Below are 16,403 nucleotides of genomic sequence, written 5' to 3'. Positions count from 1 at the left end.
TATCGAACTGGAAATTCGATTTAAAAATCTTTCTAAACATACTATACGAGGAGGTATAGTCATGGATTACAAAGATACGTTACTCATGCCAAAAACCGATTTTCCGATGCGAGGCAATTTGCCGCAACGCGAACCGCAAATACAAGCGAAGTGGGAAGAAATGGACATTTACCGTAAAGTGCAAGAGCGCACGAAAGATCGTCCGCTTTTTGTGCTACATGACGGACCGCCGTATGCGAACGGCGACATTCATATGGGACATGCGCTCAATAAAATTTTAAAAGATTTTATCGTGCGCTATAAATCGATGAGCGGCTACTGTGCACCGTACGTGCCGGGATGGGATACGCACGGTTTGCCGATTGAAACGGCATTGACGAAAACGAAAGGTGTCAATCGAAAAGAAATGAGTGTCGCCGAGTTTCGCAAGCTGTGCGAACAATATGCGTACGAGCAAATCGACCGCCAGCGCGAACAATTTAAACGACTTGGTGTGCGCGGTGATTGGGACAACCCTTACATTACGCTAAAGCCAGAATATGAAGCACAACAAATTAAAGTGTTCGGTGAAATGGCGAAAAAAGGGCTCATTTATAAAGGGCTAAAGCCGGTATATTGGTCGCCATCAAGCGAATCCGCGCTTGCCGAAGCGGAAATTGAATATAAAGATAAACGTTCGCCGTCGATTTACGTCGCCTTTCCTGTGAAAGACGGAAAAGGCGTGCTTGATGGCGATGAAAAAATCGTCATTTGGACGACGACACCATGGACGATTCCAGCGAACTTAGGTATCGCTGTTCATCCACAATTACAATATAGCGTCGTCGAAGCAGACGGAGGCAAATATGTCGTTGCCTCAGAGCTGTTACAATCGGTACAAAAAGAAATTGGTTGGGAACATGTCACTGTATTAAAAACAGTAAAAGGAAGCGAACTTGAATACGTCGTGGCGAAACATCCGTTTTACGATCGTGACTCGCTCGTCGTTTGTGGCGAACACGTCACAACGGATGCCGGAACAGGTTGTGTCCATACCGCTCCGGGACACGGGGAAGATGACTTTATCGTCGGACAAACATACGGCTTAGGCGTTCTTTGCCCTGTCGATGAGCGCGGCTATATGACAGAAGAAGCGCCAGGGTTTGCCGGCATGTTTTACGACGATGCGAACAAAGCGATTACGGAAAAACTGCAAGAAGTTGGAGCTCTGTTAAAACTATCGTTTATTACGCACTCGTATCCGCACGACTGGCGCACGAAGCAACCGACCATTTTCCGTGCGACAGCGCAGTGGTTTGCGTCGATTGATAAAATTCGCGAGCAATTGTTGAAAGCGGTAGAAGAAACGACATGGGTGCCAGCGTGGGGCGAAATTCGCATTCATAACATGATTCGCGATCGCGGCGACTGGTGCATTTCGCGACAACGCGCATGGGGTGTACCGATTCCGGTCTTTTATGCAGAAAATGGCGAGCCAATTATTACAGACGAAACGATTGAGCACGTATCGAACTTGTTCCGTCAATACGGATCAAACGTCTGGTTTGAACGGGAAGCGAAAGATTTACTTCCAGAAGGATTTACGCACCCAGGCAGTCCAAACGGTCGCTTTACGAAAGAGACGGACATTATGGACGTATGGTTTGACTCCGGCTCTTCTCATCAAGCGGTATTAGAAGAACGCGATGATTTACAACGTCCAGCAGACCTTTATTTAGAAGGATCAGACCAATACCGCGGCTGGTTTAACTCATCGCTATCGACAGCGGTTGCCGTCACAGGCAAAGCGCCGTATAAAGGTGTCTTAAGCCACGGATTCGTATTAGATGGCGAAGGACGGAAAATGAGCAAATCGCTCGGCAACGTCGTCGTGCCAGCAAAAGTGATGGAGCAGCTCGGCGCGGACATTTTGCGCCTTTGGGTTGCGTCGGTCGATTATCAAGCAGACGTGCGCATTTCCGACAACATTTTAAAACAAGTGGCAGAAGTGTATCGTAAAATTCGCAACACGTTCCGTTTTATGCTCGGCAACTTGTTCGATTTCAATCCAACGGAACGAGTCGCTATCGACGAGTTGCGCGAAGTTGACCGCTATATGCTTGTGAAATTAAATCGTCTCATCGAAAAAGTAAAACAAGCATATGAAACGTATGAATTTGCGACGATTTATCATGAAGTGAACAACTTCTGCACTGTTGATTTAAGCGCGTTTTACTTTGACTTCTCGAAAGATGTGTTGTACATCGAGGCGGCAAATAGTCATGAACGCCGTTCGATTCAGACGGTGTTGTATGAAACGCTCGTTGCGTTAACGAAGCTTGTCGCACCGATTTTACCGCATACGGCGGATGAAGTATGGTCGTACATCCCGCACGTGAAAGAAGAAAGTGTGCAGCTTGTTGATATGCCAGAGGCGGTGCATATCGATGATGCTGATCGCATCGTCGCAAAATGGGATGCGTTTATGGAACTGCGCGACGAAGTATTAAAGGCACTAGAAGTGGCGCGCAATGAAAAATTAATCGGAAAGTCGCTCACTGCGCACGTCGTTTTATATCCGACAGACGAAACGAAAGCGCTCATTGATTCTATTAAAGAAGATATGAAACAATTGTTAATCGTTTCTGCGTTTTCGATTGGTGGAACGTTTGCTGAGGCACCGAGCGAGGCACAAACGTTCACGAAAACAGCGATCGTTGTTAAACAAGCGGAAGGAAAAACGTGCGCCCGTTGCTGGGTCGTTACACCGGCGGTTGGTGAGGACGCTGATTATCCAGAGCTATGTCCACGTTGTGCGACAATTGTCAAGCAATAACACTCATCCCCCCTCGCTTTCAAGGGGGGATTGTTTGTGATACAATGAAAAAGAATTTCATCTTGGAGGGGTATGATGGTATATTATTTGCTTGCTTTTGTCGTCATTTTGCTTGATCAATGGACGAAATGGCTCGTCGTTCGCTATATGGAATTAGGGGAAAGCATTCCGATCATTGAAAACGTGTTATATATAACGTCGCATCGTAATCGTGGCGCGGCATGGGGCATGTTGCAAGGACAATTTTGGTTGTTTTATTTGATTACAATGGTTGTCGTTGTCGGCATCGTCATATACATTCGACGCTTGCAGCCAACGCAGCGGTTGTTTGGTGTTGCGCTTGGACTCATGCTTGGCGGGGCGCTCGGCAATTTTATTGACCGCGTCTTTCGGAAAGAAGTCGTCGATTTCATTCATGTGTACATATTTGATTACAGCTTTCCGATTTTCAACGTTGCTGATGCTGCATTAACGATTGGCGTCGTGCTCATGTTTATTTACACATGGATCGAAGAAAAACAACGAAAGGGAATGAGCGATGGAGCAAATTCAACTCACGATTGAAGACCAACATGACGGAGAACGAATCGATAAAGTCATTGCTGAATTAAACGAACAATGGTCCCGTTCTCAAGTGCAACAATGGCTAAAAGAAGGGAATGTCCTTGTCAACGGAAAAGCGGTGAAGCCGAATTATAAGTGTCACGTCGACGATGAAGTGATGATCTCTATTCCTGATCCCGAACCGCTTCATGTTGAACCGGAACATATTTCGCTTGACATATATTACGAAGATGCGGACGTATTAGTAGTGAATAAGCCGCGCGGCATGGTCGTTCATCCTGCGCCAGGGCATATGCGCGGGACGCTCGTCAATGCGTTGCTTGCCCATTGTCAAGACCTTTCAGGCATTAACGGCGTATTGCGTCCAGGCATCGTGCACCGCATCGATAAAGATACGTCGGGCTTGTTAATGGTCGCAAAAAACGATCTTGCCCACGAATCGCTTGTAAACCAGCTTGTGAACAAAACGGTGACGCGCAAATATGTGGCGATCGTTCACGGGGTCATTCCGCATGATTATGGGACGATTGATGCCCCGATCGGACGCGATCCGCGCGATCGTCAAAGCATGGCTGTCGTTGAAAATGGGAAAGAAGCGGTGACGCATTTTCGCGTGCTTGAACGATTTGATCACTATACGTTTGTTGAATGCCAACTCGAAACAGGGCGAACGCATCAAATTCGCGTTCATATGAAGTATATTGGCTACCCGCTCGCCGGCGATCCGAAATACGGCCCGCGCAAAACGTTGCCAATTGATGGACAGGCGCTCCATGCCGGGGTATTAGGTTTTCATCATCCACGCACGGGCGAATATTTGCAGTTTGAAGCCCCGATCCCTTATGAATTTGAACGATTGCTCGATATGTTGCGAAATAATCGTTGACAAATGAAAACAGGAAACGTAAAATGAATTCAAGTGAACAAGAACCTTTAAGTTCAGTCCCGTGAGGCTGAGAAGGTGTCGGATATAGGTGACGTATGCCTACATGTACCCTCTCGCCAAACGGTGAGAGGGTTTTTGTATGGAGGTGAGATGATGCAAAAGGCAGTTGTATTGGACGAACAAGCGATTCGACGCGCATTGACGCGCATCGCCCATGAAATTATTGAACGGAATAAAGGGATTGACGGCTGTGTGCTTATCGGCATTAAAACGCGTGGCATTTACTTAGCGAAGCGGTTAGCCGAGCGCATTGAACAAATTGAAGGAACGGCCATTCCTGTCGGCGAGCTAGATATTACGTTATACCGCGATGATTTAACGGTAAAAACGGCTGATCGTGAACCGCTTGTCAAAGGAACGGACGTCCCGTTTTCTGTGACGAATCAAAAAGTCATTTTAGTCGACGATGTGTTATTTACTGGTCGAACGGTGCGCGCGGCGATGGATGCCGTCATGGATCTCGGCCGTCCGGCGCAAATTCAACTGGCTGTTCTCGTCGACCGCGGCCATCGCGAATTGCCGATTCGCGCGGATTTCGTCGGCAAAAACATTCCGACATCGAGTTCGGAAATGATTGTCGTCGAGTTAAAAGAAGTCGATGACACGGATCAAGTGAGCATACATGAATAAAGCACCCTTTTTAAAGGCAGTCCAGCGAGGCTGACAAAGGGGAACGGTTTTTTACACCCTCTTTGTGCCTTCGTACGGACAAAGAGGGTTTTTTATATAAATAGAAAAAGGAGAGAGAATGATGAAACCGGTATTAGACGTGAAAGATGTCCCTTCGTTCGGGCAACTCATTTCGCTTAGTTTACAACATTTATTCGCGATGTTTGGCGCAACGATTTTAGTTCCGTATTTAGTCGGGCTAAGTCCAGCGATGGCGCTTATTTCAAGCGGACTCGGCACGCTCGCCTTTTTAATCGTCACCAAATGGCAAGTGCCAGCTTATCTCGGTTCGTCGTTCGCGTTCATTACGCCAATCATTGCAGCGAAAGCAGCGGGCGGACCGGGTGCGGCGATGATCGGCAGCTTTTTAGCGGGGCTTGTGTACGGCATCGTCGCTTTAGCGATTAAAAGAGCAGGCTATCGTTGGATTATGAATTTGTTGCCACCAATCGTTGTCGGTCCAGTCATTATCGTTATCGGACTCGGGTTAGCGAACGTCGCCGTCAGCATGGCGATGAACGGTCCGGATGGAAAATATAGTTTAACGCACTTTTCTGTTGCGATCGTGACGCTTGCGGCAACGATTATGTTCTCGATTTTATCGCGGGGCATGTTTAGCCTCGTCCCTGTATTAATGGGCATTATCGTCGGCTACGTGTACGCGTTAGCGATCGGCGTCGTCGATTTATCAGGGGTCGCAAAAGCAAAATGGCTTGAAATGCCAGACTTCCTCTTGCCGTTCGTTCATTACGACGTGCGCATCACGCTCGATATCGTGTTGCTTATGGTTCCTGTGGCGATCGTGACGCTATCTGAACATATCGGTCACCAGCTCGTATTAGGCAAAGTTGTCGGTCGCAACTACATTAAAGAGCCGGGCTTGCATCGCTCCATTTTCGGAGACGGATTAGCAACGATGATTTCTGCGCTCATCGGCGGTCCACCGAAGACGACATACGGAGAAAATATCGGCGTATTAGCGATTACGCGCGTATATAGCGTGTACGTGTTAGCAGGTGCAGCTGTCCTTGCGATCGCCTTCGGATTTTTTGGCAAAGTGACGGCGCTCATCAGCTCGATTCCAACGCCAGTCATGGGCGGCGTATCGATTTTACTGTTCGGAATTATCGCTTCTTCCGGTTTGCGCATGCTTGTCGATAGTAAAATCGACTTTGGCGATAAGCGAAACTTAGTCATTTCATCCGTCATTCTCGTCATCGGCATCGGGGATGCGGTCGTAAAAGTCTCGGAGCAATTTGAAGTGCACGGCATGGCGCTTGCCGCGATCACGGGCATCGTCTTAAACCTCATTTTACCAGGTCGTCCGACCATGAATGATAGCGCATTTGAACACCATCATGATGTTGCATAATGCACCTTTTAAATGAAGTCCAGCGAGGCTTACAAAGGTGTGAACGAGGAAATCCGTTTACCAAAACGGTCTCTTTCCTCATGCTTTTCAACACCTTGCCTCGCATGGCAAGGTGTTTTTTTAATAAAAAGGGGGAGTTTTATATGCATTTACTGACGTTAACCGAGTTGTCTGTTGATGAAGTGCTCGCCATTTTGCATGAAGCGGAACGATTTGCGAACGGGGAAACGTGGAAAGCAAATAAACAAACGTTTGTGGCGAACTTATTTTTTGAGCCGAGCACGCGTACAAAATGCAGCTTTGAAGTCGCCCAGAGAAAGCTTGGGCTAGAAGTCATTCCGTTTGATGCACAAATGTCGAGCGTCCAAAAAGGGGAAACGTTGTACGATACGATTCGGACGTTGCAAGCAATCGGCGTAGAAGCGGTCGTTATTCGCCATCCGTCTGACGATTACTTTGAGCCGTTGCGCGATGTAGTCCATATCCCGATCATTAACGCCGGCGATGGGTGCGGTCATCATCCGACGCAATCGCTACTTGATTTAATGACGATTCATCAGCAGTTCGGCACGTTTATCGGGCTTCAAGTGGCGATCGTTGGTGACATTCGTCATAGCCGTGTCGCCCGCTCGAATGCTGAAATATTAACGAGGCTCGGCGCTAACGTCTTATTTTGCAGCCCGCCCGAGTGGCAAGATGCGACGAATCCGTTCGGCACGTACGTGGATTTCGATACGGCAGTAAAAGAAGCGGATGTCGTCATGCTCCTTCGCATTCAACATGAACGCCACGAACAACAAATGGGATGGACGAAGGAACAATATCACGCCCAGTATGGATTGACGATTGAGCGAGAAAAGCAAATGAAGAAAACGAGCATCATTTTACACCCCGCTCCTGTCAATCGCGATGTAGAAATTGCAAGCGAACTCGTCGAATGTGAGCGGTCACGCATTTTTAAACAAATGGAAAATGGTGTATACGTGCGCATGGCTGTATTGAAACGCGCGTTGCAAAAAGGGGGAGAGCGAAATGGCTATCATTTTCAAACGTGCGCGCTTGCTTAATGAACGGGGCGAGCTCATGTTAACCGATATAAAAATAGACGAAGGTCGCATCGTTGCGATCGCCCCGTGCATTGAGGCACACGATCGCGAGGAAGTGATCGATGTATGTGAACAATTTATCGCGCCGGGGTTTATTGACGTGCACGTTCATTTGCGCGAGCCGGGTGGTGAGCATAAAGAAACGATTGCGACAGGAACGTTAGCGGCAGCGAAAGGCGGATTTACGACGATCGCCGCCATGCCGAACACAAAACCTGTTCCCGATTCGAAACAACAAATGGAATGGCTTATGCAGCGCATTCGCGAAACAGCGCACGTGCGCGTGTTACCGTATGCCGCCATTACCGTGCGCCAAGCAGGCAAACAGCTCGTCGATTTTGCCGCATTAAAAGAAGCAGGGGCGTTTGCGTTTACGGACGATGGCGTTGGCGTACAAAGCGCGCGCATGATGTATGAGGCGATGCAGCAAGCTGCTGCTCTCAATATGCCGATCGTCGCACATTGTGAAGACGAAACGTTGACGTATAAAGGATGCGTGCATGACGGAGCGTTTGCGAAACGACACGGACTGACGGGTATTCCTTCTGTTTGTGAAGCGGTACATATTGCGCGCGATGTGTTGTTAGCGGAAGCGACAGGTTGCCATTATCACGTTTGTCATATGAGCACGAAACAATCGGTGCGCATCGTGCGCGAAGCAAAGCGGGCAGGTATTCGCGTCACCGCTGAAGTGACGCCGCACCATTTACTTCTTTGCGATGAAGACATTCCAACGTTAGACGCAAACTTTAAAATGAATCCGCCGCTGCGCACGAAAGAAGATCAACAAGCGTTAATCGAAGGATTGCTTGATGGAACGATCGATTTGATCGCGACCGACCATGCCCCTCATACAGAAGAAGAAAAAAATGAAGGAATGGTGCTCGCCCCGTTTGGCATCGTTGGGTTAGAAACCGCCTTTCCGCTTTTATACACGCACCTCGTTGAAAAAGGAGTATGTACGTTAAAGCAACTCGTCGATTGGCTTGCGAAAAAACCAGCGGAAACGTTTCGTATCGACGGTGGCGAGCTGAAAGTTGGAGCGAAAGCAGATTTTGTCGTTATCGATTTACATACGGAACAAGTTATCGATCCTCATACGTTTGCTTCAAAAGGAAAAAACACACCGTTTGCAGGCCGGGTATGTAAAGGATGGCCGACGATGACGGTCGTCGACGGAAAAATCGTTTGGCAGAAAGGGAGAGAGTGATGAAGCGACAACTCATTTTAGAAGACGGTACGCACTTTGTTGGCGAAGCGTTTGGAAGCACGGTGCAAACAATCGGCGAAGTTGTTTTTCATACAGGAATGACAGGATATCAAGAAATTTTAACCGACCCATCGTATTGCGGACAAATCGTGACGATGACGTATCCGTTGATCGGCAACTATGGCATAAATCGCGACGACTTTGAGGCGATTGAACCACACGTGTTCGGTTTTATCGTCAAAGAAGCGTGCTCATCGCCGTCCAATTGGCGGTGCGAACATACGCTTGACGACTATTTGCGCATGAAAAACATCCCGGGATTAGCAGGAGTAGATACGCGGAAACTGACGCGCATCATTCGCCAACATGGCACGTTAAAAGGAATGATTTGCGACATGGACGTGTCTGTTGAAGAGGCGGTTGCCCATTTAAAAGAAACGGAGCTTGCGCGCGATCAAGTGAAGCGCGTCTCGACAAAAAGTCCGTACGCTAGTCCAGGGCGCGGCCATCGCGTTGTATTGATCGACTTTGGCATGAAGCACGGCATTTTGCGTGAGTTAAATAAACGGGATTGTGACGTCATCGTGCTCCCGTATAACGCAACAGCAGAAGACGTGTTGCGCCTTCATCCGGATGGGGTGATGTTATCCAACGGACCGGGGGATCCGAAAGATGTGCCAGAGGCGCTTAACATGATTCGAGGTGTGCTCGGCCACGTTCCGCTTTTTGGCATTTGTCTTGGCCATCAACTGTTTGCGCTCGCTTGCGGGGCGAATACGGAAAAAATGAAGTTTGGTCATCGCGGTTCGAACCACCCTGTCAAACATATCGAAACAGGGAAAGTCGCGATTACGTCGCAAAATCACGGTTATACCGTTACGGAACAGTCGCTCGTTCATACGCGGTTAGAAGTGACGCACATCGCGTTAAATGACGGAACGATCGAAGGAATTCGCCATCGCGACGTTCCAGCGTTTACGGTGCAATTTCATCCGGAGGCGTCGCCAGGACCAGAAGATGCTAACGACTTGTTTGATGATTTTATCGCTATGATCGAACAGTTTAAAAAAGAAAGAGGTGCCATTCATGCCTAAACGTCAAGATATTGAAACGATTCTCGTCATCGGATCAGGGCCGATCGTCATCGGGCAAGCAGCGGAATTTGATTACGCAGGGACGCAAGCATGTTTAGCCTTAAAGGAAGAAGGATATAAAGTCATTCTCGTCAACTCGAACCCAGCGACAATTATGACCGATACAGAAATTGCCGACAAAGTATACATGGAACCGTTAACGCTTGAATTTGTTGCGCGCGTCATTCGCAAAGAGCGTCCCGATGCGATTTTGCCGACGCTTGGCGGACAAACGGGCTTAAATTTGGCGGTCGAATTAGCGAAAGCAGGAGTGCTTGAAGAGTGCGGTGTTGAAATTCTCGGCACGAAATTAGAAGCGATTGAAAAAGCGGAAGATCGCGAGCAATTTCGTGCGCTCATGAACGAACTTGGCGAACCTGTGCCAGAGAGCGCCATCGTTCATAGTTTACAAGAAGCATATGCATTCGTCGAACAAATCGGTTATCCTGTCATCGTCCGACCGGCGTTTACGCTCGGTGGAACAGGAGGAGGCATTTGTACGAACGAAACAGAGTTGATGGACATCGTTTCAAGCGGCTTAAAAATGAGCCCTGTCCATCAATGTTTATTAGAAAAAAGCATCGCAGGTTATAAAGAAATCGAATACGAAGTGATGCGCGATGCGAAAGATAACGCCATCGTCGTTTGCAATATGGAAAATATTGATCCTGTCGGCATTCATACGGGCGATTCAATTGTCGTCGCTCCGAGCCAAACGTTAAGCGATCGCGAATATCAACTGTTGCGCAACGCGTCGCTTCGCATTATTCGCGCGCTCGGCATCGAAGGTGGGTGCAACGTGCAACTTGCGCTTGATCCGCACAGTTTTCAATATTATGTCATTGAAGTCAACCCGCGCGTCAGCCGCTCATCGGCACTCGCTTCGAAAGCGACCGGATATCCGATTGCGAAGTTAGCTGCAAAAATTGCGGTCGGTTTAACGCTTGATGAAATGATGAATCCGGTGACAGGAAAAACGTACGCTTGCTTTGAGCCGGCGCTCGATTACGTCGTCACGAAAATCCCGCGCTTTCCATTTGATAAATTTGAATCAGCGAACCGTCATCTCGGTACGCAAATGAAAGCGACAGGCGAAGTGATGGCGATCGGGCGCACGTTTGAACAATCGCTATTAAAAGCGGTGCGCTCGCTCGAAACGAACGTATATCATCTTGAATTAAAAGAACAAGTCGATGATGCGCTATTGCAAAAACGCATTCAAAAAGCGGGGGACGAACGGTTATTTTACATCGCCGAGGCGTTTCGGCGCGGCATAACGGTCGAACAAGTGCATGCATGGAGTCAAATCGATGTATTCTTTTTAACAAAAATTGCAAGTATTGTAGAGTACGAATCAGTTGTACGTGAACATGTTGGCGATATAGACGTACTAGCGAAAGCAAAAGATATCGGCTTTTCCGATGCGGCGATCGCGAAACTTTGGAACATGACGGAGCGCGACGTATACAACATGCGCAAACGAGCAGGAATCACGCCTGTCTATAAAATGGTCGATACGTGCGCGGCAGAATTTGAATCAGAGACGCCGTATTATTACAGCACATATGAAGAAGAAAACGAATCTGTTGTTACCCCGCGCGAAAGCGTCGTCGTGCTCGGCTCAGGTCCGATTCGCATCGGGCAAGGAATTGAGTTTGACTACGCGACCGTTCATTGCGTATGGGCGATTAAAGAAGCAGGATACGAAGCGATCATTATTAACAACAATCCAGAGACGGTATCTACCGACTTTAGCATTTCCGATAAGTTATATTTTGAACCGTTAACGATTGAAGATGTGATGCACGTCATCGATTTAGAACAACCGATCGGTGTCATCGTCCAATTCGGCGGTCAAACGGCGATCAACTTAGCGGCGGAGCTAGCCGCGCGCGGCGTGCGCATTCTCGGTACGTCGCTTGAAAATTTAGATCGCGCTGAAAACCGGGACAAATTCGAACGGACGCTGGCGCAACTTGGCATTCCGCAACCGAAAGGAAAAACGGCATGTTCAGTTGATGAAGCGGTACACATTGCCCAACATATCGGTTATCCGGTTCTCGTGCGTCCATCGTACGTGCTTGGCGGTCGGGCGATGGAAATTGTATATAAAGAGGAAGAGCTCCTTCATTACATGGAACATGCGGTGAAAGTCAATCCACAACATCCGGTATTAATTGACCGCTATTTAATCGGGAAAGAAATTGAAGTCGATGCCATTTCAGACGGTGATGATGTATTTATTCCGGGCATTATGGAACATATTGAGCGCGCGGGCGTCCACTCTGGCGATTCGATTGCTGTATATCCGCCACAAACGTTATCAAAAGACATTCAACAAAAAATTGTCGACTATACGATTGCGCTTGCGAAAGGGCTAGGCATCGTCGGACTGTTGAACATTCAGTTTGTGTTGTATGACGGCGAGGTGTACGTACTAGAAGTGAATCCACGGTCGAGCCGCACCGTTCCATTTTTAAGTAAAATTACGAACGTGAAAATGGCAAACATCGCAACAAAAGTCATTTTAGGGGCGAAGTTAAAAGAACTTGGTTACAGTACAGCATTAAAAGAAGAAAGCGAAGGCGTCTATGTAAAAGCACCTGTCTTTTCGTTTGCGAAGTTGCGCAACGTCGATATTTCGCTCGGTCCAGAAATGAAATCGACCGGCGAAGTAATCGGAAAAGATGACACATTTGCGAAAGCGTTGTATAAAGGGCTCGTCGCTTCGGGTATTCATATTCGTCCGTACGGGGCGGTATTGTTGACTATTGCCGATAAAGATAAAGAAGAGGCGATCGATATCGCGCGTCGTTTTTACCATATTGGTTACCAGTTGCTTGCGACAAACGGTACAGCACAAACGTTAAGGGAAGCGAACATTCCAGTAACTGTCGTCAATAAAATTCATACTGGTTCACCAAACATTCTTGACGTCATTCGCCAAGGCGAGGCGCAAGTCGTCATCAATACGTTAACGAAAGGAAAAGAAACAGAAAGCGACGGCTTCCGCATTCGTCGCGAAGCAGTAGAAAACGGCATTCCGTGCGTGACATCGCTCGATACAGCGAAAGCGATGCTTCTCGTCTTAGAAGCGATGACGTTTTCGACAACGGCGATGGCAGAAAAGAAGGTGGGCGTATGAAAGACATGATGACGGTTGTGTCGAATCGCCCGATCGCCCATCGCATTTATGAGCTTGTGCTTTCCGGTTCGCTCGTTCAACATATGCATATACCGGGACAATTTGTGCATATGAAGGTGGGAGCGACGCCGCTATTACGGCGTCCGCTCAGCCTTTGCGACATCAATCAAAAGGCGAATGAGTGCACGATCATTTACCGTGTAGAAGGCGCAGGAACGACGCTTCTTTCAAAAAAAGCACGTGGCGAAACAGTCGATGTGCTCGGTCCGCTCGGGAACGGTTTTCCGGTAACAGCGGCAAAAAGAGGAGAGCGCGCTTTGCTTGTCGGAGGAGGCATCGGTGTTCCCCCGTTGTTTGAGCTCGCCAAACAGCTTAGCCAAAACGGTGTTTTCGTCACGACCGTGCTCGGTTTTCAAACGAAACATGTCGCGTTTTATGATGAAAAATTTGCATCGTTCGGCGAGACGTACGTTGCGACAGTCGATGGTTCATATGGCATGAAAGGATTTGTCACCGATGTCATTCGGGCAAATGATCTGTCGTTTGATGTGTTGTATGCTTGTGGACCGAAGCCGATGTTGCGGGCGCTTGCGAATGACTTTCCGCATCAACAAGTATATTTGTCGCTCGAGGAACGAATGGGGTGCGGCATCGGAGCTTGCTTCGCTTGCGTTTGCCGCGTACCTCATAGCGAGACGGCATATAAAAAAGTGTGCAGCGATGGACCAGTATTTCGAGCGGGGGAGGTGTTGTTATGAACCGGCTTGCAGTAGAGCTTCCAGGACTATCATTAAAAAATCCGATCATGCCGGCATCTGGATGTTTCGGGTTTGGACGGGAGTATGCGGCGTATTATGATTTAAGCGTGCTCGGCGCAATCATGATTAAAGCGACGACGTTAGAGGCGCGCTTCGGTAATCCAACCCCACGAGTAGCAGAAACGCCAAGCGGCATGTTAAATGCGATCGGGTTGCAAAATCCGGGTGTAGATCGAGTAATAGCTGAAGAATTGCCGTGGTTAGCGCAATACGACGTGCCCATTATCGCCAACGTTGCCGGTTCAACGATGGAAGAATATGTAGAAGTGGCGAAGCGTATATCAAAAGCGCCAAACGTTCATGCGCTCGAGTTAAACATTTCATGCCCGAACGTGAAAAAGGGCGGCATTGCGTTCGGTACCGTTCCTGAAGTTGCCGCCGAACTGACGCGAGCGGTAAAAGAAGCGTCTGACGTCCCTGTATACGTGAAGCTATCGCCGAATGTGACAAACATTGTACACATGGCAAAAGCAATCGAGCAAGCTGGAGCTGACGGGTTGACGATGATTAATACGTTGTTAGGTATGCGTATTGACGTTAAAACCGCGAAGCCGATTTTAGCGAATCGAACAGGCGGGCTATCTGGCCCAGCGATTAAGCCGATCGCCATTCGGATGATTTACGAAGTTAGCCAAGCCGTATCTATTCCGATTATCGGAATGGGTGGAATTGAAACGGCGGAAGATGTCATTGAATTTTTTTATGCCGGTGCGCGTGCGGTCGCGATCGGAACAGCCAATTTTATCGACCCGTACGTCTGTCCTAACATTATTCGCGACTTGCCGCCGCTTTTAGATGAACTCGGTGTCGATCACATTTCGGAATGTACGGGGAGGAGTTGGAACAATGGATCAACCGTTCATTGTGGCGCTTGATTTTTCAGCAAAAGAAGAAGTGCGGTCGTTTTTACAGTTATTTTCCGATACGTCGTTGTTTGTTAAAGTCGGCATGGAGCTATACTTTCAAGAAGGTCCGACGATTATCGACGAACTAAAACAGCGTGGACATTATATTTTTTTAGATTTAAAGCTTCATGATATCCCAAATACAGTTAGGCGAACGATGAAAGGGTTGGCAAAATTAGGCGTTGATTTAGTAAACGTCCATGCATCAGGGGGAAGCGCGATGATGCGCGCGGCGTTAGAAGGATTAGAGGAAGGCACGCCGAGCGGCATGAAGCGCCCACGCTGCATTGCGGTAACACAGCTGACGAGTACAAGCGAACAGATGCTTGTTCATGAGCTGTTAATTGATCGCACGATGAAAGATACAGTGCTCCATTACGCTTCGCTTGCACATGATAGCGGGCTGGACGGGGGCGTTTGTTCCGCACAAGAAGTGCCGCTTCTTCGCGCACGTTTTGGCCCAACGTTCATTACCGTCACACCCGGCATTCGTTTTGCGAACGAGGCAAAGGGCGATCAAGTGCGCGTCGTAACGCCAAACGAAGCAAAACAGCTCGGGACAACTTATATCGTCGTCGGACGAAGCATTACAAAAGCGCGCGATCCGTATGAGGCGTATGAGCGGTTAAAACGGGAATGGGATGGTGAACAATGATGAAAAAACAAATCGCAAAACAACTTCTTTCAATCGGTGCGGTGTCGTTAAGCCCGAACGAACCGTTTACATGGTCTTCAGGCATACAAGCGCCCATATATTGCGACAACCGACTGACGCTAGCTTATCCAGCGACAAGACGGATGATTGCCGATGAGCTAACAGCGCTCATTCGTACGCATTTCCCGCATGTCCACGTCATTGCTGGAACAGCGACCGCAGGCATTCCTCATGCCGCATGGGTGAGCGAACGGCTCGATGTGCCGATGTGCTATGTGCGCAGTCAAGCGAAAGGACATGGAAAAGGAAAACAAATCGAAGGGAAAGTAGAAAAAGGGCAAAACGTCGTCGTCGTCGAAGATTTAATTTCTACAGGAGGCAGTTCATTAAACGCTGTGCGCGCCTTGCGTGAAGCAGGATGCGAAGTGCTTGGGGTCGTCGCCATTTTTACATACGGATTAGAAAAAGGAAAACGCGCGTTTGAACAAGAACGCGTTCCCGTCTATACCGTTACTGACTGCGATGCGCTCATGGAAGTAGCGCTAGAGCTCGGTATCATTACCGAGGAGGAGCGAGCAACGTTGCATCGTTGGCGTAGTCAGTTAGAATCATAAAGAAAAGGGTGTCTAACGAGTGACACCCTTTTTCATCTTATGTTCACTTAGTGGAAACAGCGTTTGTTTTTAAGTAGTGGATATCGTTTGCTTGTTGAATCGAACGGAGTGATAGTGCTTGTAGAATCGTTTCTTGATGCGCTATTTTCTCGAACCCTTCTTCCATTTGTTGCGACAACTGTTCGATTTGCTGTTTCATGGCTGGAATTTCTTGCACATGCAACTCTACAACAGTCATTCGTTCCATCAACTGCCCAACCATTTCACGAATGGCTGGCACAAGCGCCACATCATCTTTCGTCGCCATCGTTTGTTCGATTTGATCGATACGCTTATTCACAGCAGCGATATCGTCTTTTGTAGCCATGCGCTGCTCGATACTGATAATATCATCTTTCGTCGCCATCGTTTGCTCGATTTGATCGATACGCTTATTCACAGCAGCGATATC

The 16,403-nt window shown here is 48.2% G+C and carries 13 protein-coding genes and 1 pseudogene; 13 read left to right on the top strand and 1 reads right to left on the bottom strand.

Annotation, left to right across the window (positions count from 1 at the left end):
• Positions 1 to 61 precede the first annotated feature (61 nt).
• The 13 genes from ileS to pyrE all read left to right on the top strand — a co-directional run bounded on the left by ileS (position 62) and on the right by pyrE (position 15,952).
• Positions 62 to 2,815, top strand: coding sequence for an isoleucine--tRNA ligase (ileS, locus tag V7Z64_RS04840; protein ID WP_297989074.1), 2,754 nt, complete (start codon positions 62 to 64; stop codon positions 2,813 to 2,815).
• A gap of 75 nt (positions 2,816 to 2,890) precedes the next feature.
• The gene (gene lspA / locus V7Z64_RS04835) at positions 2,891 to 3,379 is read left to right on the top strand and encodes a signal peptidase II (RefSeq protein ID WP_297989071.1); all 489 of its coding nucleotides are present in this window, start codon (positions 2,891 to 2,893) and stop codon (positions 3,377 to 3,379) included.
• Positions 3,354 to 4,265, top strand: a complete 912-nt coding sequence (locus V7Z64_RS04830) for an RluA family pseudouridine synthase (RefSeq protein WP_297989069.1) — start codon at positions 3,354 to 3,356, stop codon at positions 4,263 to 4,265. The genes lspA and V7Z64_RS04830 overlap by 26 nt, the downstream gene beginning before the upstream one ends.
• A gap of 153 nt (positions 4,266 to 4,418) precedes the next feature.
• Positions 4,419 to 4,955 (top strand): bifunctional pyr operon transcriptional regulator/uracil phosphoribosyltransferase PyrR, encoded by a 537-nt coding sequence (pyrR, locus tag V7Z64_RS04825; protein ID WP_091700041.1) that lies wholly within the window; start codon positions 4,419 to 4,421, stop codon positions 4,953 to 4,955.
• A 118-nt stretch (positions 4,956 to 5,073) separates the two neighbouring features.
• Positions 5,074 to 6,366: a solute carrier family 23 protein gene (locus tag V7Z64_RS04820; protein ID WP_297989064.1), complete on the top strand. Its 1,293-nt coding sequence runs from the start codon at positions 5,074 to 5,076 to the stop codon at positions 6,364 to 6,366.
• A 143-nt stretch (positions 6,367 to 6,509) separates the two neighbouring features.
• The gene (locus V7Z64_RS04815) at positions 6,510 to 7,433 is read left to right on the top strand and encodes an aspartate carbamoyltransferase catalytic subunit (RefSeq protein WP_297989059.1); all 924 of its coding nucleotides are present in this window, start codon (positions 6,510 to 6,512) and stop codon (positions 7,431 to 7,433) included.
• Complete coding sequence (locus V7Z64_RS04810; protein WP_297989057.1) at positions 7,399 to 8,682, top strand: dihydroorotase; 1,284 nt, start codon at positions 7,399 to 7,401, stop codon at positions 8,680 to 8,682. Before V7Z64_RS04815 ends, V7Z64_RS04810 begins: the two co-directional genes overlap by 35 nt.
• Positions 8,682 to 9,776 (top strand): carbamoyl phosphate synthase small subunit, encoded by a 1,095-nt coding sequence (locus tag V7Z64_RS04805; protein ID WP_297989055.1) that lies wholly within the window; start codon positions 8,682 to 8,684, stop codon positions 9,774 to 9,776. Before V7Z64_RS04810 ends, V7Z64_RS04805 begins: the two co-directional genes overlap by 1 nt.
• Entirely contained in the window at positions 9,769 to 12,960 is a 3,192-nt protein-coding gene (gene carB / locus V7Z64_RS04800; RefSeq protein WP_297989052.1) for a carbamoyl-phosphate synthase large subunit, read from the top strand. The genes V7Z64_RS04805 and carB overlap by 8 nt, the downstream gene beginning before the upstream one ends.
• Positions 12,957 to 13,718: a dihydroorotate dehydrogenase electron transfer subunit gene (locus tag V7Z64_RS04795; RefSeq protein WP_297989050.1), complete on the top strand. Its 762-nt coding sequence runs from the start codon at positions 12,957 to 12,959 to the stop codon at positions 13,716 to 13,718. Before carB ends, V7Z64_RS04795 begins: the two co-directional genes overlap by 4 nt.
• Positions 13,715 to 14,653 carry a dihydroorotate dehydrogenase gene (locus V7Z64_RS04790; protein ID WP_297989047.1) on the top strand — a complete coding sequence of 313 codons (939 nt, stop codon included), beginning with the start codon at positions 13,715 to 13,717 and terminating at the stop codon, positions 14,651 to 14,653. The genes V7Z64_RS04795 and V7Z64_RS04790 overlap by 4 nt, the downstream gene beginning before the upstream one ends.
• On the top strand, positions 14,625 to 15,338 hold the full coding sequence (pyrF, locus tag V7Z64_RS04785) for an orotidine-5'-phosphate decarboxylase (RefSeq protein WP_297989044.1): 714 nt from the start codon (positions 14,625 to 14,627) through the stop codon (positions 15,336 to 15,338). Before V7Z64_RS04790 ends, pyrF begins: the two co-directional genes overlap by 29 nt.
• Positions 15,338 to 15,952, top strand: a complete 615-nt coding sequence (pyrE, locus tag V7Z64_RS04780) for an orotate phosphoribosyltransferase (RefSeq protein WP_297989101.1) — start codon at positions 15,338 to 15,340, stop codon at positions 15,950 to 15,952. Before pyrF ends, pyrE begins: the two co-directional genes overlap by 1 nt.
• Before the next feature lie 43 nt (positions 15,953 to 15,995).
• On the opposite strand, the pseudogene V7Z64_RS04775 reads toward pyrE, so the two are convergent.
• A pseudogene (locus tag V7Z64_RS04775) lies at positions 15,996 to 16,403 on the bottom strand (hypothetical protein); the annotation flags it as partial.

Origin of the sequence: Anoxybacillus sp. (genome assembly GCF_036834105.1) — a bacterium.
Lineage (GTDB): Bacteria > Bacillota > Bacilli > Bacillales > Anoxybacillaceae > Anoxybacillus.
The sequence above is the reverse complement of the archived record's forward strand: the minus strand, read 5'-3'. Positions and strand labels throughout refer to the sequence as shown.

Coding starts and splice junctions, on each gene's coding strand:
- ileS (WP_297989074.1), top strand. CDS start 62: ATGGATTACAAAGATACGTTACTCATGCCAAAAACCGATTTTCCGATG.
- lspA (WP_297989071.1), top strand. CDS start 2,891: ATGGTATATTATTTGCTTGCTTTTGTCGTCATTTTGCTTGATCAATGG.
- V7Z64_RS04830 (WP_297989069.1), top strand. CDS start 3,354: ATGGAGCAAATTCAACTCACGATTGAAGACCAACATGACGGAGAACGA.
- pyrR (WP_091700041.1), top strand. CDS start 4,419: ATGCAAAAGGCAGTTGTATTGGACGAACAAGCGATTCGACGCGCATTG.
- V7Z64_RS04820 (WP_297989064.1), top strand. CDS start 5,074: ATGATGAAACCGGTATTAGACGTGAAAGATGTCCCTTCGTTCGGGCAA.
- V7Z64_RS04815 (WP_297989059.1), top strand. CDS start 6,510: ATGCATTTACTGACGTTAACCGAGTTGTCTGTTGATGAAGTGCTCGCC.
- V7Z64_RS04810 (WP_297989057.1), top strand. CDS start 7,399: ATGGCTATCATTTTCAAACGTGCGCGCTTGCTTAATGAACGGGGCGAG.
- V7Z64_RS04805 (WP_297989055.1), top strand. CDS start 8,682: ATGAAGCGACAACTCATTTTAGAAGACGGTACGCACTTTGTTGGCGAA.
- carB (WP_297989052.1), top strand. CDS start 9,769: ATGCCTAAACGTCAAGATATTGAAACGATTCTCGTCATCGGATCAGGG.
- V7Z64_RS04795 (WP_297989050.1), top strand. CDS start 12,957: ATGAAAGACATGATGACGGTTGTGTCGAATCGCCCGATCGCCCATCGC.
- V7Z64_RS04790 (WP_297989047.1), top strand. CDS start 13,715: ATGAACCGGCTTGCAGTAGAGCTTCCAGGACTATCATTAAAAAATCCG.
- pyrF (WP_297989044.1), top strand. CDS start 14,625: ATGGATCAACCGTTCATTGTGGCGCTTGATTTTTCAGCAAAAGAAGAA.
- pyrE (WP_297989101.1), top strand. CDS start 15,338: ATGAAAAAACAAATCGCAAAACAACTTCTTTCAATCGGTGCGGTGTCG.